Source organism: Tunturibacter empetritectus (genome assembly GCF_040358985.1).
Classification (GTDB): Bacteria; Acidobacteriota; Terriglobia; order Terriglobales; family Acidobacteriaceae; genus Edaphobacter; species Edaphobacter empetritectus.
This window is the reverse complement of the sequence record NZ_CP132932.1, coordinates 821,080-844,294: the sequence shown is the minus strand read 5'-3', so window position 1 is coordinate 844,294 and position 23,215 is coordinate 821,080. Positions and strand designations below refer to the sequence as shown.

20 protein-coding genes are annotated in these 23,215 nt (G+C 58.3%); 7 read left to right on the top strand and 13 right to left on the bottom strand.

Annotation, left to right across the window (positions count from 1 at the left end; translation table 11 throughout):
- Positions 1-170: 170 nt before the first annotated feature.
- Together sucC and sucD are read left to right on the top strand one after the other, a co-directional pair.
- Positions 171-1,349, top strand: a complete 1,179-nt coding sequence (gene sucC / locus RBB75_RS03500; protein ID WP_183764026.1) for an ADP-forming succinate--CoA ligase subunit beta — start codon at positions 171-173, stop codon at positions 1,347-1,349.
- The gene (sucD, locus tag RBB75_RS03495; protein ID WP_353069534.1) at positions 1,349-2,224 is read left to right on the top strand and encodes a succinate--CoA ligase subunit alpha; all 876 of its coding nucleotides are present in this window, start codon (positions 1,349-1,351) and stop codon (positions 2,222-2,224) included. The genes sucC and sucD overlap by 1 nt, the downstream gene beginning before the upstream one ends.
- Positions 2,225-2,684: 460 nt before the next feature.
- Here sucD and RBB75_RS03490 read toward each other — a convergent pair whose 3' ends face one another.
- Positions 2,685-5,516: a M16 family metallopeptidase gene (locus tag RBB75_RS03490; RefSeq protein WP_353069532.1), complete on the bottom strand. Its 2,832-nt coding sequence runs from the start codon at positions 5,514-5,516 to the stop codon at positions 2,685-2,687.
- A 149-nt stretch (positions 5,517-5,665) separates the two neighbouring features.
- On the opposite strand from RBB75_RS03490, the gene RBB75_RS03485 reads away from it, so the two are divergent.
- On the top strand, positions 5,666-7,417 hold the full coding sequence (locus RBB75_RS03485) for a hypothetical protein (protein WP_353069530.1): 1,752 nt from the start codon (positions 5,666-5,668) through the stop codon (positions 7,415-7,417).
- A 211-nt stretch (positions 7,418-7,628) separates the two neighbouring features.
- Positions 7,629-8,663, top strand: a complete 1,035-nt coding sequence (gene egtD / locus RBB75_RS03480) for an L-histidine N(alpha)-methyltransferase (RefSeq protein ID WP_179639346.1) — start codon at positions 7,629-7,631, stop codon at positions 8,661-8,663.
- Between the two features lies 1 nt (position 8,664).
- Here the strand turns inward: egtD and moaC are convergent, their stop codons facing one another.
- From moaC to RBB75_RS03430, 10 genes are all read right to left on the bottom strand, one after another.
- Complete coding sequence (gene moaC / locus RBB75_RS03475) at positions 8,665-9,228, bottom strand: cyclic pyranopterin monophosphate synthase MoaC (RefSeq protein WP_257031152.1); 564 nt, start codon at positions 9,226-9,228, stop codon at positions 8,665-8,667.
- 9 nt (positions 9,229-9,237) lie between these two features.
- Positions 9,238-10,473: a molybdopterin molybdotransferase MoeA gene (locus tag RBB75_RS03470; RefSeq protein ID WP_179639345.1), complete on the bottom strand. Its 1,236-nt coding sequence runs from the start codon at positions 10,471-10,473 to the stop codon at positions 9,238-9,240.
- A gap of 101 nt (positions 10,474-10,574) precedes the next feature.
- A complete protein-coding gene (locus tag RBB75_RS03465; RefSeq protein ID WP_353069528.1) occupies positions 10,575-11,768 on the bottom strand; it encodes a tetratricopeptide repeat protein in 1,194 nt (397 codons plus the stop codon).
- Between the two features lie 94 nt (positions 11,769-11,862).
- A complete protein-coding gene (gene queC, locus RBB75_RS03460; RefSeq protein ID WP_353069527.1) occupies positions 11,863-12,555 on the bottom strand; it encodes a 7-cyano-7-deazaguanine synthase QueC in 693 nt (230 codons plus the stop codon).
- On the bottom strand, positions 12,545-12,877 hold the full coding sequence (locus RBB75_RS03455) for a DUF2007 domain-containing protein (protein ID WP_353069525.1): 333 nt from the start codon (positions 12,875-12,877) through the stop codon (positions 12,545-12,547). Before RBB75_RS03455 ends, queC begins: the two co-directional genes overlap by 11 nt.
- 20 nt (positions 12,878-12,897) lie before the next feature.
- On the bottom strand, positions 12,898-13,713 hold the full coding sequence (locus RBB75_RS03450) for a DUF3108 domain-containing protein (RefSeq protein ID WP_353069524.1): 816 nt from the start codon (positions 13,711-13,713) through the stop codon (positions 12,898-12,900).
- Between the two features lie 72 nt (positions 13,714-13,785).
- Complete coding sequence (locus RBB75_RS03445) at positions 13,786-14,361, bottom strand: methyltransferase family protein (protein WP_353069522.1); 576 nt, start codon at positions 14,359-14,361, stop codon at positions 13,786-13,788.
- Complete coding sequence (locus RBB75_RS03440; RefSeq protein WP_353069521.1) at positions 14,358-15,518, bottom strand: glycosyltransferase family 9 protein; 1,161 nt, start codon at positions 15,516-15,518, stop codon at positions 14,358-14,360. The genes RBB75_RS03445 and RBB75_RS03440 overlap by 4 nt, the downstream gene beginning before the upstream one ends.
- Before the next feature lie 39 nt (positions 15,519-15,557).
- A complete protein-coding gene (lpxK, locus tag RBB75_RS03435) occupies positions 15,558-16,586 on the bottom strand; it encodes a tetraacyldisaccharide 4'-kinase (protein ID WP_353069520.1) in 1,029 nt (342 codons plus the stop codon).
- Positions 16,583-17,878 carry a 3-deoxy-D-manno-octulosonic acid transferase gene (locus tag RBB75_RS03430; RefSeq protein ID WP_353069519.1) on the bottom strand — a complete coding sequence of 432 codons (1,296 nt, stop codon included), beginning with the start codon at positions 17,876-17,878 and terminating at the stop codon, positions 16,583-16,585. The genes lpxK and RBB75_RS03430 overlap by 4 nt, the downstream gene beginning before the upstream one ends.
- Before the next feature lie 133 nt (positions 17,879-18,011).
- On the opposite strand from RBB75_RS03430, the gene RBB75_RS03425 reads away from it, so the two are divergent.
- From RBB75_RS03425 to trmFO, 3 genes are all read left to right on the top strand, one after another.
- Positions 18,012-18,638 carry a hypothetical protein gene (locus RBB75_RS03425; RefSeq protein WP_353069518.1) on the top strand — a complete coding sequence of 209 codons (627 nt, stop codon included), beginning with the start codon at positions 18,012-18,014 and terminating at the stop codon, positions 18,636-18,638.
- Between the two features lie 16 nt (positions 18,639-18,654).
- Complete coding sequence (locus RBB75_RS03420; protein WP_179639338.1) at positions 18,655-19,182, top strand: GNAT family N-acetyltransferase; 528 nt, start codon at positions 18,655-18,657, stop codon at positions 19,180-19,182.
- An 87-nt stretch (positions 19,183-19,269) separates the two neighbouring features.
- Positions 19,270-20,622 (top strand): methylenetetrahydrofolate--tRNA-(uracil(54)-C(5))-methyltransferase (FADH(2)-oxidizing) TrmFO, encoded by a 1,353-nt coding sequence (trmFO, locus tag RBB75_RS03415; protein WP_353069516.1) that lies wholly within the window; start codon positions 19,270-19,272, stop codon positions 20,620-20,622.
- Between the two features lie 51 nt (positions 20,623-20,673).
- On the opposite strand, the gene RBB75_RS03410 is transcribed toward trmFO, so the two are convergent.
- Entirely contained in the window at positions 20,674-20,991 is a 318-nt protein-coding gene (locus tag RBB75_RS03410) for a hypothetical protein (protein WP_353069515.1), read from the bottom strand.
- A 206-nt stretch (positions 20,992-21,197) separates the two neighbouring features.
- The gene (gene der / locus RBB75_RS03405) at positions 21,198-23,117 is read right to left on the bottom strand and encodes a ribosome biogenesis GTPase Der (protein WP_353069514.1); all 1,920 of its coding nucleotides are present in this window, start codon (positions 23,115-23,117) and stop codon (positions 21,198-21,200) included.
- Between the last annotated feature and the right edge of the window lie 98 nt (positions 23,118-23,215).

Sequence of the window (23,215 nt, the reverse complement as noted above, 5' to 3'; positions counted from 1 at the left end):
CCGCCGGACTAATGTCTTCTGTCGTCCATCATACAGAGGCAAGATGAAGAAAGGCTTAAGGTTACGCGGAAGAGAGGGTGCGATAAACGCACGGTTGTGCGAGTTTGCGATTGCGGGTGGTTACGGGACTCCGCTACACTTCTCGCGCGAGCGTAATTTCAAAGGCATCCATGAAAATTCACGAGTATCAGGCGAAAGAGATTCTGCGGAAGTACAGTGTGCCGGTTCCGGGCGGCGAGATGGCGACCACGCTGGAGCAGGCGGATACTGCGGCGAAGAGCTTGTTTGGCGCGGGGAACAAGGTTGTGGTGGTGAAGGCGCAGATTCATGCGGGTGGGCGCGGCAAGGGCGGCGGGGTGAAGCTGGCGAGGACGCTCGAAGAGGCGAATGCGGCGTCGAAGGCGATTCTGGGGATGCAGCTGGTGACGCACCAGACGGGGCCTGCGGGGCAGAAGGTGCAGCGGTTGCTGATTGAAGAGGGGTCGGCGATTGAGCGGGAGCTTTATCTGGGGCTGGTGCTGGACCGGGCTTCGGCGAAGGTGGTGTTTATGGCGTCGCAGTCGGGTGGGATGGAGATTGAAGAGGTGGCGCACGCTACTCCGGAGCTGATCTATAAGGAGTACATCGATCCGGCGGTGGGGTTTGCGCCTTATCAGGCGCGGAAGCTGGCGTTCAAGCTGGGATTGAAGACGACGCAGATTAATGATGCTGTGAAGTTTATGACGGGGTTGTACAAGGCGTTTGTGGAGACGGATTCGACGCTGATGGAGATCAATCCTTTTATTACGACGAAGGATGACAAGCTGCTGGCGCTGGATTGCAAGATCAACTTTGATGATAATGCGATGTTTCGGCATAAGGATCTGAAGGAGCTTCGTGACCTGGCGGAGGAGGATCCTCTAGAGGTGGAGGCTTCGAAGTTTGCGCTGAACTACATCAAGCTGGATGGAACGATTGCCTGTATGGTCAATGGCGCCGGGCTGGCGATGGCGACGATGGACATCATCCAGTATGCGGGTGGGAGTGCGGCGAACTTTCTGGATGTTGGGGGTGGTGCGAATCAGGAGCAGATTGAGAATGCGTTTGGGATTTTGTTGAGCGATCCAAATGTGAAGGCGATTTTCATCAATATTTTTGGTGGGATTTTGCGGGTGGATGTGCTGGCTCAGGGTGTCGTAAATGCCGCGAAGAAGCTGGGCGTGAAGATACCGATTATTCTGCGGTTGGAAGGCACGAACGTGGAAGAGGGCCGTAAGATTCTGGCGGATTCGGGATTGAACTTTCAGGTGGGCCAGACGATGAAGGAAGCCGCGGATCTTGCTGTGGCTGCTGCGAAAGGTGGCAAGTAATGGCGGTTTTGGTTGATAAGAATACGCGGCTGATTGTGCAGGGGATTACGGGGCGTGAGGGAACCTTTCACGCTAAGGGCTGCGCGGAGTATGGGACGAAGGTTGTGGGTGGAGTGACGCCGGGTAAGGGTGGAACCACGCATGAGAGTTGGCCTGTGTTCAACACTGTCGAAGAGGCGGTGAAGGAGACGGGGGCGAATGTTTCGGTGATCTTTGTGCCGCCGCCGTTTGCTGCGGATGGGATTCTGGAGGCTTCGGCTGCCGGGGTGCCTCTTGTGATTTGTATTACCGAGGGGATTCCTGTTCTCGACATGGTGAAGACGTGGGAGTTTGTGAAGGGGACAGGCACGCGGTTGATTGGGCCTAACTGTCCGGGGGTGATCTCGCCAGGGAAGGCTAAGGTCGGGATTATGCCGGGGCGGATTCATAAAGAAGGCTCGGTGGGGATTGTTTCGAAGTCGGGGACGCTGACGTATGAGGCGGTGTACCAGTTGACGACGCGCGGGATTGGACAGTCGACGGCGATTGGGATTGGGGGCGACCCGATTATTGGGACGACGCATATCGATGCGCTTAAGCTGCTGAATGAGGATCCGGAGACTGAGGCGATCATCATGATTGGGGAGATCGGCGGCTCGGCTGAGGAGGCTGCGGCGAAGTACATCAAGGAGTTTGTGAAGAAGCCGGTGGTTGGGTTTATTGCGGGGCAGACGGCTCCTCCTGGGCGGCGGATGGGACATGCTGGGGCGATCATCTCTGGCGGTGAGGGGACGGCTGCGGAGAAGATGAAGGCTATGACCGAGGCTGGGATTACGGTGGTGAAGTCTCCAGCGGAGATTGGCGAGGCGATGGCGAGGGTGTTGGGGAAGGCTTAGTTTCTTTGCAGATGTGGCTCGGAGGAGAAGGCATACCCCAGGGGCTAAAGCCCCTTCTTCTGCTGCTGGTTGAGAGACCCAAGGCTAAAGCCTTGGGCTACCTAGATGCAAAAGCAACTGGCAAAGGCAAAGGCAAACTAAAAAAGCAGAATGCGGGGTCCCTCCACTGCGCTGCTCACGATGAGACTGTGAGCAGCTTCGGTCGAGATGACGTGTTTACGAGTTCGTAGTAAAGCAGCAAATACAAATGCGATAACAAACGGCGAGTGCAACAGCAAATGCAAAAATGCAGCGGAAAACGCAAATACAACAGCAAACGCAAATACAACAGCAAATGCTGGGGTTCTTCGCTGCGCTCAGAATGACGAGAGTTTCGAGGGTGTGTGAGGAGACGAAAAGGCCTCAGAGTAAATGCTCTGCGGCCTTTTTGTTGCGAGTGCTGATCAATTTTTGCGTGTGGCTATTTGATTGGGTTGCCGGTTGTGTCTCGGTATTCTATGGGACCGAGGTTCAGTTCCTTGAGGCCGGGTTCGATCTTTGCGCGGTCGCCTACGGCCATCAGGATGAGTTGGTCGGGATGGACGTCGGTTTGGGCGGCTTTTGAGACTTCGGCTGGGGTGACGGCTTCGAAGCGGGCGGGTAGCTTGGCGAAGTAGTCGGTTGGGAGACTGTAGATGAAGATTTGACGGAGGCCGCCGACGGAGGCTTTGGTGGTTTCAAAGTCGCCGGGGAGCGAGTGGAGGAGTGAGTCCTTTGCGAGTTTGAGTTCGGCTTCGGTGGGTGGCTCGGTGCGGATGCGGTTGAGCTCGAGCATGAGTTGTTTGGCGGCGGGAGCGGTGACGTCGGTGCGGACCTGGGCTCCGCTGTAGAAGGGGCCTCCGGTGCGGTACATCATGAAACCTGAGCTGGCGCCGTAGGTGTAGCCGTGCTCTTCGCGCAGGTTCATGTTGATGCGACTGGCGAAGAGTCCGCCGAGGACGTTGTTCATGATCATGACGGCGGGATAATCTGGCGTGGTGCGGGGAAGGCCGAGGCCGATGGCGTAGAGCGCGGTTTGAGGTGCGCCGGGCTTGTCGACGATGACGACCTTCAGGCCGGGCGGGGCTGGGGCCGGCGGGACTGTGGTCGCTGTGGCTGCGGAGGCGGACCAAGGGGCGAAATACTTGTCGGCGAGGTGTTTGACCTCGGACTCGTTGACGTCGCCGGCGAGGACGAGCGCGGAGTCTTTGGGGCCGTAGTGGGCTGCCCAGAAGGTGGCGATGTCGTCGTGGGTGATGGATTTGATGCCGTCAGTATTGCCGATGGAGCGGATGCCGTAGGGGTGGTCGCCGTAGAGGGTGCGGAAGCCTACGCGCAGGACGGATGCTACGGGCTGATCGCCTTCCTGGAGGATGGCGACGAGGCGTTGCTTGCGGATGCGCTCGACTTCTTCAGGGGCGAAGGCAGGGTGCTCGATGACGTCGGAGAGGAGGTCGAGGCCTGCTTCGGTGTTGTTGCTGAGCGCGCTGAGGCTGGCGTTGGCGCTGTCGACGTCGGCGGCGGAGGTGAGGGTGGTGCCGATCTGCTCGGCGTTGTCGGCGAGTGTGGTGGCGGAGCGCTGGGTGGTGCCTTCGGTGAGGAGACGGGCGGTGAAGCCGGCGAGGCCAGCTTTGGCGGGCGTGTCGGATTCGCTGCCGGCGCGGGTTACGACTGCGGCGCTGTAGACGGGGAGGGAGTGATCTTCGAGTAAGTAAACCTGAAGGCCGTTAGCGAGGGTGAAGGTCTTTGGGACGGGGAGGTGGAAGGCGGTGGTGGGGCCGGGTGTGGGTGCAGTCTTGCGCCAGTTCTGTTGGTCTTCAAATTGAGCGGTGTAGGGGGCGGTGAGCTTGACGTCGGCGTCGGTGTTATCGGGGCTGCGGGGGACGTCGTCGACTATTTTCTTGCCGGGGACGCAGTTGACGACGACGCTTTGATCTTTGCCGAGGTACTGCGTGGCGGCCTGCTTGACGGAGGCGATGGTTGCGGCCTGGTAGCGGGCGATGTCTTTGGGGAGATAGCCGGGGTCGTCGAGGAACTGGTTGTAGCGGTCGAGGGTGTCGGCTACGCCGCCGAAGCCACCGAGGCGCTGGAGGCCGGTGATCTTGGCGGTGACGTCGACGGTGCGGGCGCGGTCAAGTTCGGCTTGCGTTGGGCCTTTGGATTGGAGGCTGGCTACTTCTTTCCAGACGGCGGCTTCGAGGGTGTCGAGCGAGACGCCGGGTTTGGCGGTGATGTCACAGTCGGCGATGGAGCCTAGCTTGAGGGCGTTGAGATTGCAGGTGACGGTTTGGGCGACTTGTTGCTCGTAGACGAGCTTGCGGTAGAGACGGCTGGCCTTGCCTCCGCCGAGGATGTGGACGAGGAGGTCGGTTTCGGCGTCGCCGGGGGTGAAGACGGGAGGGGTGAGCCATGCTACGGAGAGGCGTGGGAGCTGGACGGAGTCGGTGACCGTGGCGCGTTTTTGTGCGGTGATGGGCGGGGTTTTGACGGTGACGGGTTCGACCGCGGGGCCTTGCGGGATGGGACCAAAGTATTTGGTGAGGAGAGCCTTCAGTTTTGCGGGGTCGAAGTCGCCGGCGATGGCGATGCTGGCGTTGTTGGGGGTGTAGAAGTGCTGGTGGAAGTCGCGGATGTCGTTGATGCGGGCAGCTTCGATGTCGGCGTGGGAGCCGATGACGGAGGCGTAGTAGGGGTGCTCGTGCGGGAAGAGGAGGTGATAGGCCTGCTCGTCAGCGAGCGCGTAGGGAGTTCCTTCGCCCTGGCGGCGCTCGTTGCGGACGACATCGCGCTGGTTGGTGAGTTTGATGCGGTCGAGGCCTTCGAGGAGGAAGCCCATGCGGTCGCTTTCGAGCCAGAGGCCGAGCTCGAGCTGGTTGCTGGGGAGAGTTTCGAAGTAGTTGGTGCGGTCGAAGTCGGTGGTGCCGTTTATGTCGGTGGCGCCTGCGCCTTCGAGGTATTTGAAGTGAGCTTTTTCACCGACGTGCTCGGAGCCTTCGAACATCATGTGCTCGAAGAGGTGGGCGAAGCCGGTGCGGCCGGCGCGCTCATTGAGGGGACCGACGTGATACCAGAGATCGATGGCGACCAGCGGAAGGCGGTGGTCTTCGTGGGTGAGGATGACGAGGCCGTTGGGGAGGGTGTACTTCTCGTACTTGAGCTCGGGGAGCTTGAGGGGCTTCGCGGCGGGGAGATCGGCTGCGGCCATGGAGACAGATGCAAGGCCGCATAGAAGGGTCGCTGCGGCGATTTTCTTGAACGCAAACAGAGGTGTCATCTTTTCTCCACGGAGGGCCGGGCCAGGTCTTTTCGAGAGTGCCTGCGTACTCGGATAGGAACGGTGATAAGGATGATATCAACTCGGGAGGTCAGGTGGCCCGGAAGATATTGCCGTGTATCTGCTCGCAGGGTTTGTATACTGACGCAATGCGTCTTCCTTCGATTGCTCCTGTCGTCATGCTGGTTGTTGCTTTTCCTTGGTTGAGCTCTGAGGCTGGAAGGGCTCAGACCGGTGTTCAGGCGGTTTCGGTGTCTTTTCCTGCTGGGCGGTCGGCGAAGCCTCTGGATGGGCGGGTGCTGTTGTTGTTGTCGAATGATCCGTCGGAGGAGCCTCGGATGCAGATCGACGATACGCCGCGGAGCCAGATGGTGTTTGGCGTGACGGTGGATGGACTGAAGCCGGGTGAGAGTGTTGCGGTGGATGACAAGGCTGCGGGATATCCCATTGGGAGTCTGAAGGATGTTCCGGCGGGGGAGTATACGGTGCAGGCGGTGCTGGATGTGTATGAGACGTTCCATCGCGCGGATGGGAAGACGATTAAGCTTTCGCCGGACCGGGGCGAGGGGAAGCACTGGAATCTTGCGCCGGGGAATTTGTACAGTAAGCCGGTGAAGGTGCGCGTTGGAAGGGGTGGGGCGCCGATTGCGATTTCACTGGATCAGGTAATTCCGCCAATTGTGCCTGAAGCAGATACAAAATATGTTCGGCATATCAAGATTCAGAGTGCGCTGCTGACGAAGTTCTGGGGGACGCCGGTGTATTTGAGTGCGGTGGTGCTGGTGCCGGAGGGATTCGATGAACATACGGAGGCACACTATCCGCTGATGATCTTTCATGACCACTTCGTGACGGGTTTCGATGACTTTCGGACGACGCCGCCGGATCCCAATTTGAAGCCGAACTACTCGGAGCGGTTTCATCTTGAGGGGTACAACCGGATTCAGCAGGAGGAGGCTTACAAGGAGTATCAGCAGTGGATTGGTCCGAAGTTTCCGCGGGTTCTGGTGATGAAGATTCAACACGCGAATCCCTACTACGACGACTCGTATGCTGTGAACTCGGCGAATCTGGGGCCTTATGGCGATTCGATTGAGACGGAGCTGGTTCCGGCGGTGGAGAAGCAGTTTCGCGGGATTGGACAGCCGTGGGCGAGGTTTATGTATGGCGGCTCGACGGGTGGATGGGAGTCATTGGCAGTGCAGATCTTTTATCCGGACCACTACAACGGGGCGTTCGTAGCTTGTCCTGACCCGGTGGACTTTCATGCGTATATGACGCGGGATCTTTATAAAGACGAGAATATGTTTTACCTGCAGGGCGCGAACAAGCGGGTGGAGCAGCCGGCGATGCGGGATTATCTGGGGCATACGCTGATCTCGATGCGGGACAACATCGCGTATGAGGCGGCGCTGGGCGATAGGGGACGTTCGGGGGAGCAGTTCGATATCTGGCAGGCGGTGTATTCGCCGCAGGGGAAGGATGGTTATCCGGAGCCGATCTTCGATAAGGAGACTGGGGCGATTGATCACAAGGTCGCGGAGTATTGGAAGGAACACTACGATCTGAACGCGAAGCTGCAAAGAGATTGGGAGACGCTAGGGCCGAAGCTGCAGGGAAAGATTCACCTGTATGTGGGCAGCGACGACACATATTTTTTGAATAACGCGGTTTATCTGATGGAGGATTTTTTGAAGACGACCGGCACGCCTGGGCATGGTGTGCCCTATGACGGCGAGGTGCTCTATGGGCCGAGGGCGGAGCACTGCTGGAATGGCGATCCGACGCTGCCAAATGCGCTGTCGCGGCTGCACTACAACACGATGTATCTGCCTAAGATCATGGATCGGATAGCGAAGACGGCTCCGGCGGGGGCGGATGTGACGAGTTGGCGGTACTAGGGCGGCGCTCAGGGTTCCGAGCGGTCCTGAAGTTTGATTGCAGCAAATAAACGGGATTTTAGTATCGTTCTCTCGACTTTGGTTGTGCGGAATTCGCGCCAGTAAAGATTAAGTTGCACAAAACCCCGCGTAGATGCATCCAATTTCGACAGCGGTGGGGTTTCGACGCTTGCGCCTCCCACTCAGCTATTGATTTCCCGGGGGATTACACGTGCCATCAACGACCTTCGCGCTGGACGAACCGCTGATTAGTACTCTTGATGCCGTGGCGTATGAAGCTCGCACGGGCCTGTCTGCCACACCAAAGACCCTAACCCCCTGGCTCTTTTATGACGAGGCTGGGTCGCATTTGTTCGAACAGATTACGGAGCTGCCGGAGTATTATCTGACCCGGACTGAGCGAAGCATCTTTGCGGCCAGTGCCAGCGAGATTTTGAGTGAGGCTGCGCGGGGGCAGGGGCCCAGCGGAAAACTTACCTTGATCGAGCTGGGGGCGGGAACGGCGACCAAGACGGGCATACTGTTGGCCGAGGCTGTTCGGCAGCAGGGCAGTGTGGTGTATCAACCTGTGGATGTCTCCGAGACTGCTCTTGCGGAGGCGAGTGAGAATATCCTAGCGAACATTCCGGGGGTGACTGTTCGCTCTCAGGTTGCGGACTATACCCGCGAGGCGCTTCCGCTCAATCGTCTGCCGGACACGCGGACGCTGGCGCTTTACATTGGTTCGAGCATCGGGAATTTTATGCCGGAGGATGCGAAGGACGTTCTTCGCAATCTTCGCGCCCAGTTGCTTCCCGGGGATACTCTTTTGCTTGGCACAGACCTTGCCCCCAGTGGCGGCGCTGTCGCCAATAAGACTGTGGCCACACTTCTTGCGGCGTACGATGATGCGGCGGGGGTGACTGCTGCGTTCAATCTAAATGTGCTCACACGGCTCAACCGCGATCTTGGGGCTGATTTTTTGCCGGCGAACTTTCGCCATCGTGCTTGTTGGAACCCCGCTGAGTCACGCATCGAGATGCATCTGGAGTCGCTGATTGCGCAGTCTATTCATGTTCCTGCAAACTCCAGCGGCCCGGCGTTCATTGTGGAGTTCGCGCATGGCGAGAGTATTCACACCGAAAATAGTTACAAATTTACCTCGACTGCCGTGGATGCTCTGCTGGCCTCGACGAACTTCAGGAAGATGAAGTCTTGGCAGGATCCGCAGCATCTGTTTGCCGTTACGCTGGCGACTGCGGTTTGAATTAGAGGCGTTCGCGCCGATATTCGCCGCTCTTGCCACCGCTCTTGCGTAGCAAGACTACCTCTCGAATTCTGATTCCTTTGTCGAGCGCCTTGGTCATGTCGTAGACCGTGAGGGCAGCGATGGAGGCTGCCACCATAGCCTCCATCTCAACGCCGGTCCCGGCTATGGTTGCTGCTGTGGCTTCGATCGCGACGCCGCCTTCGACGATCTTTGTCTGAATGTCTACGAAGCTCAGAGCAATTTGATGGCACATCGGAATCAGGCTGGAGGTTTGTTTTGCGGCCTGGATTCCTGCGAACCGAGCTACTTCCAGCGGATTGCCTTTCGGATTTTGCGGCAGAGCTGCGAGCACTGCGGGGGAAAGCTCGACAAATGCTGCGGCGACTGCCTCGCGCCGGGTTAGCGTCTTCTCGCCGACGTCCACCATGTGCGCTTCGCCCGCCTGGTCATAGTGCGAGAGGTGCAGCGGCACGGGGGCCACGGCAGGAAAGTCCGCGTCGTTGCCCAACGGTTCCGGGTCGTCGTCCATCAGCTGTTCGGAGGTGTAGTCTACGTCGTCCATCTCACAAGCTTAACGCAGGAGAATCGTGATGACATCCCCGGCTGCGAAGTGATCTTTGTCGGGTGAGAGCACGGCGTAGCAGTTTGCCCGGGCGTTAGCGGCGAGGTCGCCCGATCCCTGCCACGCTACGAGTCTTACTTCTGGGCGAGTGCGATCCGAGGTCCATCTTGCGGGGAGTACACGCATCAGGCCGGTTTTTCCGGACACGTCCTCGGCCAGCGTTGCTTGAAGAAAGCGAGGGACCTGTGCGTCTGCACCGGCCATGGCACGGAGCATCGGCTCGACGAAGCAGTGGAAGGTGACCTGGGTGGAGACCGGGTTGCCGGGCAGTCCGAAGAAAAATTGTGGAGGGAGGTTGCTCTCATCTGGCAGGCGGCCGAAGACGAGGGGCTTGCCGGGCTGCATTCTGACGCCGGTGAAGAAAAACTCCGCGCCGAGCGCTTGCAGCACCTCTTCCACGAGGTCGTACTTGCCCATCGAGACGCCACCGGAGAGAAGCATGAGGTCGCAACGGCGCGCGGCACGGATGGTTTGTTCGAGTTCGGGCCGCTGGTCTGGAGCGATCGGGAGCTGTATTGGTTCTCCGCCTGCGCGACGGATCAGTTCGGCCAGACCGTAGCTGTTCGAGTTTCTGATCTGCTGGGGCGCTGGGTTGGCGGCGAGGTCCACCAACTCGTCTCCAGTTGCGACGATCGCTATCTTTGGCTTTCGAAATACTTGTAGCTTTGAGTATCCGCATGAGGCGGCGAGTGCGATCTCTGCGCCCTCGATTGGTGTGGCGGTGGGCAAAACTGTCTGGCCAGCGCGGGCCTCGCTTCCCTGGGGAACGATGTTCTCTCCGCTTCGAATGGTTCGTCCGGTGGACAGGCGGATCGAGTCGTGGTCGCGTTCGATATGCTCGATCATTACGACGGCATCGGCGCCTTCAGGAATGGGTGCGCCGGTCATGATTTCAATTGTGGCGTTGGGTTCGAGCGGGCTGCCGTGCCACTGCTCGCCGGCTCTGACCAAGCCGACTACCTTGAGCGGACCGGGTGTGTCGCTTGCGTGTAGAGCGAATCCATCGCGTGTCGATCGGTGGAAGGGTGGCTGATCGCGATCCGCTAAGACGGGTTCGGCGAGAATGCGACTTCCACACTCCAGCAGCGGAAGCGACTCGCTTGGCGGGAGCGGGAGATCGATTGCGTGCTGGAGGACCATCGCCAGAGCTTGATCGAAGTCCAGAACTGTGGCCGCTGGCGACATCGTCTCTCCTTGAGAGTAGGTATGGAGTGCAAAGTGGCTTAGAGCGTGGCAAACAAAAAGCCCCGAGCCGTGTCGCCCGGGGCCTCCTGCTGTTTGAAAGGCTACTTCTTTCCAGACTTGAAGCTCGACTTGACCGGTGCGCCGATGCCTTCGAGGATACCCTTCACGTCGGCAGCGTGGCCACCGTCCGGCGCCAGTTCAAGGTACTGCTGATAGGCTTCGACGCATCCCGGTGGGGCGACGATCTTCTGGGTTTTGGGATCGACGGTTGCCTGCGGAATGAGCGCCTGACCCTTGATGTAGTAAGCATCCGCTTTCTTGGGGTCGGCTGCGATGGCTTTGTCAGCGGCGGCGCCTGCTTCGGGAAGTTTACCGGAGTTGTAGAGGGTTGCGGCTTCGTTGAAGTAGTACATGCCGGCCTTTTCGGGCTGGGCTTTTGCGGCCTGTTCGTAGGCGTCAGAGGAGGCTTTGGCGTCGCCCAAGCGAGCCTCTGCCTGTCCCAGTTGGTTGTAAGCCACACCTGCGGTCTCAGGGTTGGGCTTCTTGGAGGCGGCGTTCAGATCGGCAGCCTTTTTGTAAGAGGTTGCTGCATCGGTGAACTTCTGCTGGACCGCTGGATCGGTGGGCGAGGTGCCTGCTGCCTTAGCAGCTTTTGCGGCGGCGTCTCCGCTGCCGAGCTGTGCATCGCCTAAGGTAACCCAGAGGATGCCTTCGTCTGGCTTGGTGTCGGTGGCCTGCTTCATGGCGGTAATTGCTGAGTCGTAGTTGCCGGCCTTGTTGTCTGCGCGCGCCTGAGTCAGCAGCGCATTCAGATTCTGAATCTTCGCGTTGGTGGCACTTACTTCAGAGTTTTTCTTCTTGTACTCTTCGATCTGCTTGCGCTCTTCCGGAGTCATCTTGCTGAGGTACTCCGGGCGGGACATGTCGAAGTTCACGAGCTTGTCTTCTTCTTTGGCGATGGGAACACTTTCATTGAAGTCGAGGCTCTTGTCGTCCTGGAAGACGAAGACGATGTAGGTGCCGGCTACAATTCCTGAGCCCTTGTAGTCTCCGTTGGCGTCGATCGGAAAGGTGTAGAGATATTTTCGATCTTTGGCCTCTGAGGTTCTATCGGTCGACAGGCGGACCTCCCCTTTGGTAAGAGGGAACCCGGCTGGATTGAGGACGTGGCCGTGGATGCTTGCGTTTCCTGCAGGCGGCGCGGCCTGTGCTTTCAAGAGGGTTGGCTTCGCCATCACCAGAGTTACCAGCAGAGCAGCTGCCAGGGTGCTTATCTTCCATCCGATACGTTTCATGCTTTGTCTTCTCCAGGCCCATGGGTTGCGGGCGTAAGTCTTCGTTGAAAAACGGCTGCTGCTTCCTAGAAAAATTTGATGCAAAATGCGACGGTCATGCGACCGCATACGGTATGGGATCAACCGCTCCGGCCTCGCGAAATGCCCGCAGTCGTAGAACGCAGCTCTCGCAGACGCCACAGGCTTCGGTTTCGCCGGAATAGCATGACCAACTTACATGGAACGGTGCACCGAGTTCAACTCCCAACCGGACGATCTCGCTCTTGCGCATCTGGATCAGAGGCGTGACGACCTGAATGTGACCGTCTTTGGTGCCTATCCGGATGAGCTGGTTGAAGGCCTCGTAGTACGCCGGGCGGCAGTCGGGGTATCCCGAACTATCCTGCTCGACTGCTCCGATAAAGACCTTTTCTGCGCCAAGAACCTCGGCCCAGCTTACCGCGGCAGAGAGAAAGTGCGCGTTGCGGAATGGGACATAGGTGACTGGGACTGCGTTTCCTATTGCCGCTTCGTCACCTGCGACGGGTACGGCGATCGAGGTGTCGGTGAGGGCTGAGCCGCCGATCCGGCGAAATAAGTCGATCTTCAAATGCAGCAGCTCTTTTACCCCTACGATGCGCGCTACCTCCTGGGCGGAGTGTAACTCGCGGGCTTCTGTCCTCTGGCCGTAGCTGAAGTGGACGGCGAAGACCTCGTAGTCGCGGGCGGCGAGGGCAGCGCAGACGGAGGAGTCCATTCCGCCTGACAGGCAGAGGACGGCACGGGGGCGGCTTAGTTCAGTCGTCATCGCCTGTTTCGAGTTCGTGCTGTTCTGCAGGTGTCAGATCGTCTCCGGTCAACTCGCCGACGGCTTCGCCGAGAATCTCGCGTGCGGTTTCTTCGTCGTGCTTATGCACCAGGAGCCGCGCTCGAAACGCCAGCGCCAGCAGGCTATTGGCGTTCTCGCCCTGCAGGAAACACTCGATACTGGCGGACTCGAGCATCCCTTTCGCCATCTGGGCGTTCACGGGCTCGAGGAACTTGCCTACGGTCACGAACTTGTCTGGATCTTTGTCTGGATCTAATGCCGCATTGTGCTTTGGATCTGTCGGATCTGGCGTATTTGTCATCAAAAAAGCCGTCTTTCTTCTTATTTCGTATCGTACGACTGAAGGTGGAAGGTGATTGTTCCCCAGAACAGTCGTGCCTGGATCTGGACAGGCATGTGGCGCGCGTCGTCGGTGTACCAGACCCAGATGTGTCCGCGATTTTTTACGATGCCCTCATCCGCGGTCGGCTCTACTTTGAGGGTCTGAAAGGTTCCTGCAGGGGTCTTGATCTCTTCTTTGGACTCGACCTTCATCGCGACGGTGACGGTGCGCATGGAGTCGGCCAGGGGGAACCGGATGCTTTGACCGACCGCCATTGGCTGCGATGCCGCGTAGAAGATGGCGGAGAGGGAGTCGGTGACGCAGGCGGGAATGGAGGCCACCTGCTCCTTCGACGTGCCTTTGACGAGGTTCTTTTCGATCTGCTTCTGCTTGCCCTGGGTGTAGTCGAAGCTGAGTTCGCTTGAGACTTTGCGGCGTCCCTCCTGAAGCTGTTTGGTGAAGCCGGTGGAGCAACCGGTCTTCGTGTCGAATCCGGCCTGAAACTTGTCGATGACGGGGAAGAGCATGGTCACGGCACCGGTGGAGTCGGCGGTGGCAGCAATCTTTTGCACTGTGCCTTCCTGCTCGAGCTGAAAGACTGCGGTGCCTGCGGTGAAGACGCGCCAGTCCACGGTAAAGGTCAGGGTCTGTTTTTGGGGGAAGGCGAAACCAGGCTGCGGGGGCTGCAGGGTGGGAATGACAACGGGTGCCGGCTTGGGTCCTAACCCTAGAAGCTGCGCTTTCGCGGTTAGCGAAGCTGCGGAACACGACACCAGAAGAAAAAATGCAAGAAAAGACCGTTCCGGCTTCAGCAAAGGGCAGCACTCTCACCAGTTGAAGTTTGTAGGTTGCCCGAGCCTTCTACGCTTTAGCGCAGACCCTCTCCATTAACCACGGTGATGGAGAAAAAGCCGGACTGCCAGCGCCAGATAGATCGCGCCAGCACCCATGAGAGCATTGTACTCGCGGTGGTGCTGCCACTGCTCCCAGGAGAACCTGCCGCCGCTGGCGTTCTGATCGGCGGGAAAGGTCACCGGGGTCAGTCGCGGCAACAGGCGAGGCACCCTGGCGGAGTAGTCATCGAAGCCCGCAAAGTGCTCTCGGAGATAGGCTTCCTCACTGTGGATGGTGGGGATGTAGATGGCTGCGAAGAGCGTGGTCAGTGCAATCAGGATCACCCAACTGCCTGCCGCTGCGGCGAATCCGAAGGCGATCAGCATGGAGCCCAGATAGAGGGGGTTTCGCGTGTAGGCATAGGGGCCGGTGAAGGTCAGTTCGGCGTTCTTGCGGACATAGCCTGCCGCATAGGCGCGGAGCCAGACGCCTGGCACTACCAGCAGGAGGCTCAGCAGCATGGTCTTTCCGGTCGGTCTGGCCAGCCATAGAAATACCGCGGCAAAGACGAATCCCAGCGGTACGCGAATCCGCCGCGCGATTTTCTGCCATGTGGTTCGTTCGCTCACAGCTTTACCTTATCCTGTCCGTCGCGCAGTAGCTCGAGCGCTGCTTCGACTACCTCATTGGTCGATATCTGCATGAGTCCTGTCTCTGGGTCGGAGTGGCGGGAGTGGTCTGTGCGGCTAGACTCGTGACGCAACACTCGCACCTTTGAACGGTCGAGCGTGTAGGGGCCGGGCATGTAGGGGCCGGTTCGGGAGGGATCGGTGGGGCCGTATAGACCGACTACTGGCCGCTCCAACGTGGCCGCGAGATGCAGAGGTCCGGTGTCCCCGGCTATCACGACACCGGCTCGGCGCTGGAGAGCGATCATCTGCTCGACGGAGCAAGGAACGGAGATTGCGCACCCCTCACTTGTGGTGACGACTGCGTCTGCGAATCGATGGCCTGGGGCTTCGTTCACTAACGAGTGATATCCGGCCTGGCGCAGGGCAACAGCGACGGCGCCGTATCGCCCGGCGGGCCATTGCTTCGCACCCCAGCCGGCGGTGGGGGCGAGGAACGCAAATTTTTCTCCGGTCAGGGAGGTTTGAGCTAGAAGCCTGTCGCACCATAGCTCCGCCTTGGGGTCTACCGGAAGCGTCACGGTTGCTGGTCTCAGAGTTTCTCCGACGGCAGCGCTGAGCAACTCACATCCCTGCTCGACTACATGTTTCGCGCTGGTTTGTATTCGTTGGGTGTAGAGCAAGCGTGCGGGTGTCTCTCGCGGGTGCTCCGGACCGGCGAATACGGGTGTGGATGCCATTCGGCCCACGAGTGCGGACTTGATCGAACCCTGCATGTCGACGCAGATGTCATACCGAGATCTTCGGAGATCACGACGCGTCGTCTTGATCTCTGCCAGCGTAGAGAGAGCGAAGGGGTGCTTGCTCCAGGCTCTGGCGGGCAAAGAGTGCCATCGATCGACCAATGGTCTTCCGTCGCTGCGGTCGATTTTTGGGGGAGTGCAGTTGAAGTCGGTTGAGGACTGCAGCAAAGCACTCCAGGCCGGCTCGATTGCCCAGCCGATAATCCACTCGGGGTGCTGTTGCCGCAGTGCAGCGACGGCAGGCATTGCGTGGAGCACATCTCCCATTGCGCCAATTCGTACAATCAGGACGCTTCGCGACTTAGCAGACCCGTAGGTTGCGACACTGCGCGAAGGCTTGAGTTCGGTGGCCAAGGCTTCATCTTCTCATGCAGGCTTCGATCGCAAGCGGTTCTAGTGGCGCCGGCGATCCAGTCGACCCACCGTTGTAACTAACTGCTCCAGCGACTGCTTCTCGTCCAACAGTTCCACACAGAGGCGCGCGACCACAATGGGGCCGACCGTCTCGAGCCTGTCTCTGAGGATCGGTGTCAGCTTCACGGCGTCCTTCTCAGTGGTTACAAATCCATTGGCTTCGATAGCGCGCGCCTGCTGCATTAAGTGCGCGATATCGTCTTCGTTGTAGGCATGGTGATCGTCGAAGGTGACCATCCCGGTGGCCTCGTACCCCTGCGCCGAGAGCATCCGGGTAAAGTTTTCAGGTCTGGCAATACCGCAGAAGGCAAGCGGCATCGTGGGCAGAGCTACCTCTCCGGCCTCTCCCAGGCTGAGCGTTCGGCGGATGGTCCAGATCGACGGCTTGTTTTTCGACTCGCTTAACCCTTTGACAACGCTCCTGAGTGAGTCCGCTTCTTCCTCGCGGAGAACTACCACGTCCGCCTGTGCGATGGTCTCTAACGGTTCTCTCAGGTTGCCGGCCGGCAGAAGGGTATCGTCAACGTCTTCCTGCGTTAGGAGGACAATGTCTATGTCGCGCGCGAGGCGCCGGTGCTGGAATCCGTCGTCGAGCAGATGAACGACGAGCTTCTCCGAGGGCTCGCCTTGTTCGGCCATCACGCCAGCCTGATAGCGATCTGCTCCTACGTAGACCGGAACTCCGGAGCGCTGCGCCAGCAGGACGGGTTCATCCCCATGCCAGCGGGCGTCGTCGAACGGTTCGACCCGTGCAATCATCTCCGAACTGCGTTTGTAGCCTCGTGTGAGGATTCGCACCGCATAGCCGCGATGGCGCAGAATACCAGCCAGCATCAACACAAAAGGCGTTTTGCCTGCACCGCCCGCAGAGACGCTGCCCACGCTGATCACGGTACTCTCGAGGTGGCTGCGCTTCAGCCAGCCCCATGCGAAGAGCTGCTTCTTCAATGCAAGCGCGACGCCGTAGAGAGGAGCCAGCGGAAGCAGCCATGGTCGTCGCACGCTCATCGCGCAGGCCCCACGCTTTTCTTCAGCAGCAAAACGATGGCCTGAGCTGTTTGCGCTGTCGATCCTGACTGGGATTGAAATACTGCTCTGCCGCGTTTCCCAAGTGCGTGGGAGTCCTCTTTGTTTCGCAGCATTTCGATCAGCGTTTGGGTAAGCTTTTCTTTGGCTACTATGCGAATCGCGTCTGCTTCCTGCATGGTCTCAACGATCTCACGAAAGTTCTCGAAGGAAGGTCCCATGACGACTGGCACGCCAAACTGTGCCGGTTCCAGTGGGTTATGTCCGCCTCGGGGAACTAGGCTCCCACCGACGAAGGCCACCGATGCCAGGGCATAAACCGACGCAAGGTCTCCTATTGTGTCCAGAAAGAGGATTGTTCCGCCGACGATGTGGTCAGTGTGTTGCATGACTTCGCTGCATCGAACGAACGGGAATCCCTCTTTTCGAATCAGCTGTAAGACCTCATCGAAGCGATCGGTATGGCGCGGGGCGATCAGGAGCGTCGCGTCTGGAACAGCTTGGCGGATGGCAGGCCATGCAGCCAGGAGCGTCTGCTCTTCGCCGGCAAGGGTGCTACCTGCGACGATCAGCCTGGTTCCGGCCAGCGTCGAGGTGATTCGTCTCGTCATCTGGTTGTCGGTATTTGTTTGCACGTCATACTTCAGATTCCCGGTCACACGAACCCGCGTCTCCGGAGCGCCGATTTCTATTAGCCTGGCGGCGGTCTCGGGACTCTGTGCGAGGAACAGAGAGATCATCTCCAGGAATGGTCGCCAGAGACGCCGCAGCCGCATGTAGCGAGGGAACGAACGATCTGAGATCCGCGCATTAACCACTATGATCGGAGTTCCATCTTTTGCGCACTCGGTGATTAGGCGCGGCCACAGCTCGCTCTCCATAAGCACCAGTATCTGCGGCCTCAGCACGTTCAGGTACCGTCGGACCGGAGACTTGAGGTCCAGCGGCAGATAGAACACGGGCGAAGCTGGCAGCCTCTTCTTCGCGAGCCTCTGACCCGTCTCCGTGGTTGTTGAGACGGCCACTAACGCATTCGGCAGCCTCTCGTTGAGTTCGCGGATCAACCGGGTTGCGGCCATCACCTCGCCGACACTTACGGCGTGGAGCCAAATAATGCTTTGCCCGGCGACCGCCGCTTGCAAGCCCTTTGGCACCAGTCCTAGCCGTCCGCGCAGCCCCGCCCGGTATCGCCCGCTGGTTGCCATCCGTACCAGCCAGTAGGGAGCGCCCACTACCAGCACGGCTACCAGCAACGCGCTATAGACCACCATCATCACCGTCGCCGAGCCCTCGCTTTACGTTGTACGCCAGCGGAGATGATAATCAACCCTGGCTATGAAGTCCCACCGGTTCCCCACGATTCCGATCCTACTAGTAACTAGTTTCTGCTTTTTTGCAGGCAGCGCTTTGGCCGCCGACAAGAAAGCGCCGCCGGTAAAACCTGCGAACCAGTATGCTGCCTTCGAGACGCACCCTAACGAAAAGGTTACCGTTGCGGCGGAGCCTTGCGACGACCCGAAGGACTGCGACTTCTTCCGTCTCCCCTATATTCAGCACGGCTTTGTTGCAGTCCGCGTTATATTTACGAACGAAAGCGACGCGCCGCTCTCTCTCGACGACGCCCGCATCCAGTTCATCTCCATTAATAGCGACAAGATTCCGGCTGCGACCGACGATGATCTTCAACGCCGACTTTTTTCTACTAAAGGGACGGCGGGCAAGAAGATCCCCCTCCCAATGCCCCTGCCGCCCATTACGATGCATGACAAACCTGTCGATAAGCAGATCACCAAGGACGACGGCGACTTTGGCTTCAATGGAACTACGGTCAATCCGCACAGCACTCTGGCCGGCTATCTTTTTTATGACGTTCGCGAACTGCCTGACCGACCATTGAAGGGTGCTGAACTCTACGTCAAGATGGTCCATACACTGGACGGCAAGAAGCAACTCTTCGACTTCAATATTCCATTCGACAAATGGCTCGCCGCGCAACCTGGAGCGAAGTCGGCTGAGGCTACGCCTAAATTATGAACACAGGAATCAATCCATGACGACTATTACCCCTTTGAACCCCAACGGCACACTCAATCTGCGGGCTGCTACACCTGCGGACATTTCTCAGATTCTCGTCTTCGTTCGTGATCTCGCCACTTATGAGCGCGAACCGGATGCCGTTCTTGCTACGGAAGCCGATCTGCTTCGGGATGGGTTCGGGCCTGACAAACGCTTCGACTGCATCATCGCCGAGTTGGCTGATGGTGAGACGATCACGGCTGCCGGCTTCGCTCTTTATTTCTATAACTACTCGACGTGGCGCGGACATGCGGGTATCTATCTTGAAGATCTTTACGTCGACCCGAAGCATCGCGGGAAGGGAGTTGGGAAGGCTCTGCTTACTCGGGTCGCAGCTATTGCGGTTGCCGAGGGTTGTCCGCGGTTTGAATGGAGCGTGCTTGATTGGAATACGCCATCTATTGACTTCTACCAGCAGTTGGGAGCTGTGATGAAGTCGGAGTGGAAGGGAATGCAGGTTTCGGGGGAAGCTCTGGTTGCGCTGGCTGCACTATCGCAGTAGATCAAAGAGTGCCCTGGTAGCTCGTAAAGTTGTTCGACTGGGTTGACTGCGAAAAGCTTCCTCAAATTCCTCTATGCTTGAAGGAGCATGAAAAAGATAAAAGTCATCGGGGGCGGCCTGGCTGGCCCCGAAGCAGCACTCCAGGCAGCAAAACGTGGCTGCGAAGTCGATCTTTACGAGATGCGCCCGACGCGTTCGACGGAAGCCCATCAGACCTCCGATTTTGCAGAACTTGTCTGTTCCAATTCGCTGAAGTCCGAGTCTGAAAATACTGCTCCGTGGTTGCTAAAGCAGGAGATGCGGCGGGCAGGGAGCATCCTACTTGCCGAAGCAGATGCTACGGCTGTTCCCGCTGGACATGCGCTTGCGGTTGATCGCGTTGAGTTCTCCAAGCGCGTAGCCGAACGCATCGCGGCGGAGCCTCGCATACGTGTTCATCGTGAAGAGGTGACTACGCTCAACGAGGCTGACTCTGACACTCTAACGATCCTTGCGTCAGGTCCGTTGACCAGCGCGGCGCTTGCTGGCGAACTTCAGCGCCTTACTGGATCTGACCATCTGGCTTTCTACGACTCCATTTCGCCTATCGTTGACGCCTCGACCATCGATATGTCGAAGGTTTATTTCGCGGCGCGATATGACAAAGGCACTGCCGACTACATCAACTGTCCCTTCACCAAGGAAGAGTATGAGCGGTTTATGGAGGCTCTGACGACGGCGGAGGCTGTGGAATCCAAGGACTGGGAGAAGTTTCCTGTGACCGGGACGGCCGAGAAGCTTCAGTACTTTGAAGGGTGTCTTCCCATTGAGGAGACGGCTCGTCGTGGTCGCGATACGCTTCGTTTCGGTCCGATGAAGCCAGTCGGGCTCACCGATCCGAAGACAGGCCGCTGGCCTTATGCTGTCGTTCAGCTTCGCCAGGAGAACCTCCGCGCCGACTCTTACAACCTTGTAGGCTTCCAGAATCATTTGAAGTACGGTGAGCAAAACCGCGTTCTCAAGCTTATCCCGGGCCTTGAGAACGCTACTTTTCTGCGCTATGGCCAGATTCATCGCAATACGTACATCCATGCCCCGTCGCTGCTTACCGAAAGCCTCCAGCTCAAAGCTCATGCGGGCATAATGATCGCCGGACAGCTCAGTGGCGTTGAAGGTTATACCGAATCGATTGCGTCTGGAATGCTTGCGGGAATCTATGCTGCGTCGATCGCGAACGGTAATGTGCCTGCGATTGCGCCTCGGCTGAGCGCTAATGGCTCGCTGACGCACTACATTACCCACGCAGAGACGAAAAAGTTTCAACCGGCTAACATCACCTTCGATCTTCTGCCATCTTTGGAAGAGGATCTCCGCAAAAAAATCCGCGACAAAAAAGAGCGCCACAAACTTCAATGTGATCGCGCTTTAGAGGCCTGGGTGGAGTGGCTCGCCGCCAACTAAGTGGGGCGAGCCATTGCGTAACAAGAACGTCTTCGTCTCTTGCCCACTCTATCAGGCAGTGTTTTTACTCATCTGCGTTTTGATCAATCCCACGATCGCCATGACTACCGCGCCGCCTACGCCGCCGCCAGCCACATTTCCTAGAATCGATGACATATCCATTCCGCCTGAGGCCGCGGCAGATGTAGCCGCACCGGCTGCCCCGCCTGACAACAGCATACTCAGCAGTTGTCCACCGCCGGCACCGCCAACGAGCCCGGCAACTGTATTCCCGATGGGGCCCAGGTCGAATTTCTTCAACAACGCGCCGGCAATATTGCCGCCTACTCCTCCGGCGATCAAATCGGTAACAATACCTGCTACATTCATGGCGTTTTCCTCAGTGTTCCCGGGCCTGGTGGAGCATCTACACGTGCGTCTGCCAAAACAAGCTTGGGAAGTTCTTGGGGAGACTGATATTTACCCACTGATCGGGAAAGAATGCAACATTTATCTGAAAACTTGCTTTCCGCCAACTACGTGCCTGTGGTGCGAGGCGATTTTGCAGCAGTTGAGTCCCACTTAACTCTCATTTTCTATTCGGCTTTTTTCTTGTTTCGAGCTTTGATCTTGAACCAGATTGGGCTTCCGATAAAGCCGAAGTTCTCCCGGATCTGGTTGCCCAGAAAGCGCTCGAACGAGAAGTGCATCTTTACATCCTTGTCCGTGAAGAGCACGAACGTTGGAGGAGCAACCGCAGCCTGCGTCATGTAGTAGATCCGGACGCGCTTGTTCATCGGCACGCTTGCTTTTTGAAAGTCGACTTTTTCCAGAAAACGGTTCATCTGGCCGGTGGTTACGCGCTTGCGTCTCTCACGTGCGACCAGCTCTACCTTTTTGAAGACGGACTCTATGTTTTTTCCATCGGCTGCAGAGATAAATAGCAGCGGCGCATATTCGAGGTACTTTAATTTATCTCGAACGTCCTGCTCGTAGAGCTTTTGATCGGCTGGTGGCTTGCCGTCGAACAGGCGCATGCCATCCTTGCCGATGCGGGTCATCAGATCCCACTTGTTGACGACGATAATTACGCTGCGGCCACTCTCGTGTGCGTAGCCGCCGATGTTCGCGTCGAGCGCGGCAACGCCCTCAGTCGCATCGATGACGAGCAAGGAGACATCTGCCGCTTCCAAATGTTTTCGGGCCATGATGACGGACAACTTTTCGGCCATCAGCTTCGTCTTGCCCTTTCGGCGAATTCCTGCGGTATCGACAAAGCGGAACGCATGACCGTCGCGCTCCACCACTTCATCGACTGCATCGCGAGTGGTTCCTGCGATGGGTGAGACGATGGCCCGCTCGGTTCCAGTGAGCGCATTGAGAAGCGTGCTTTTGCCGACGTTCGGTCGTCCGATGATGGCGATCTTTGTCTCGCGGCTCTCATACTCGCCGTGTGATCGGAGCATACGCGGGCGTCTCGGCGCGGTATTCTCTGACGCTTCCGATGCGAGGGTCGCAGCGGGAGAGACGAAAAAGTCCGGGCCTGTTTCATCTTCTTCCGCTTCGTCGCTTTCTGTGAGCATCACCTCAGGCTCTTCGATTCTCTCCTCAGGCTCGGGGAGCACTTCGAAGACCGCATCCAGCAGATCGCCCATTCCTGAGCCGTGTTCGGCCGAGATGGGGAGAACATTTTTGAAACCAAGGCGCCGGAAGTTCTCCGCCTGTGACTGCATTGCGTCGGTGTCCATCTTGTTTACAGCGAGAAACACTGGTTTTCCGCCGCGCAAAAGCAGTCGCGCGAGTTCGAGATCGGGCGAGGCCAACTCGGTGCGACCATCCACGACCATCACAATCGCATCGGCCTCTTCCAACCCAACCTTTGCCTGGCGGAAGATCTCCGACGGGATCAGAGCCTCGTCGTCCGGTACTACGCCGCCCGTGTCGACCATTCTTGCGGCACGGTTCATCCACTCGATCTCGCCGTAGATTCGGTCGCGGGTAATTCCCGGTTCATCGCCTACGATCGATCGACGCGAACCAGTCAGGCGATTGAAGAGGGTGCTCTTACCTACATTGGGACGGCCACAGATGGCGATCAACGGCAGTTCGCGTGCGTCTGCGTGCTCGGTCTCGGTGACCATCTGGGAAGCCAACAACTCGATATCCCGCCAGTCGTCCTCGATTCGCTCGCGACCTGCGACGTTCGCCGAACGTGGCGTCTGTCGCCCGACGATCCCATCGGCTGGTCTCTCCAGCTTCGGACGAACTGCTCCCGCGGGCTTTCTGGGAGGAGGTCCGTCTGGGCGGATTGCCTTTCGCTTCTCCCGGTCAGGAGATTGCTTGGTGACTCGCGAAGCCTTGTCTACGGCGGCTCGCTTCGTCGAAAGGATCTTCCGCTTCCGCGGGTCGATGGCTCCTGTCGTTGGGGTGGACTTTGGAGCGCGACCTTTTTTTGGCCGCGTGCTGGCCTGCCTGTGCTTTTTGCCTAACCGCTTTCTATCGTCTTTCTGAGCCACGGAACGTCCAACTTTCTCCCGCGCACGCATCAGGCGGCCAGGCTTATTACGCTAATTCTTCGCTTCCCCCTCTATTATAGAAATTGCAAAGCCTCTGT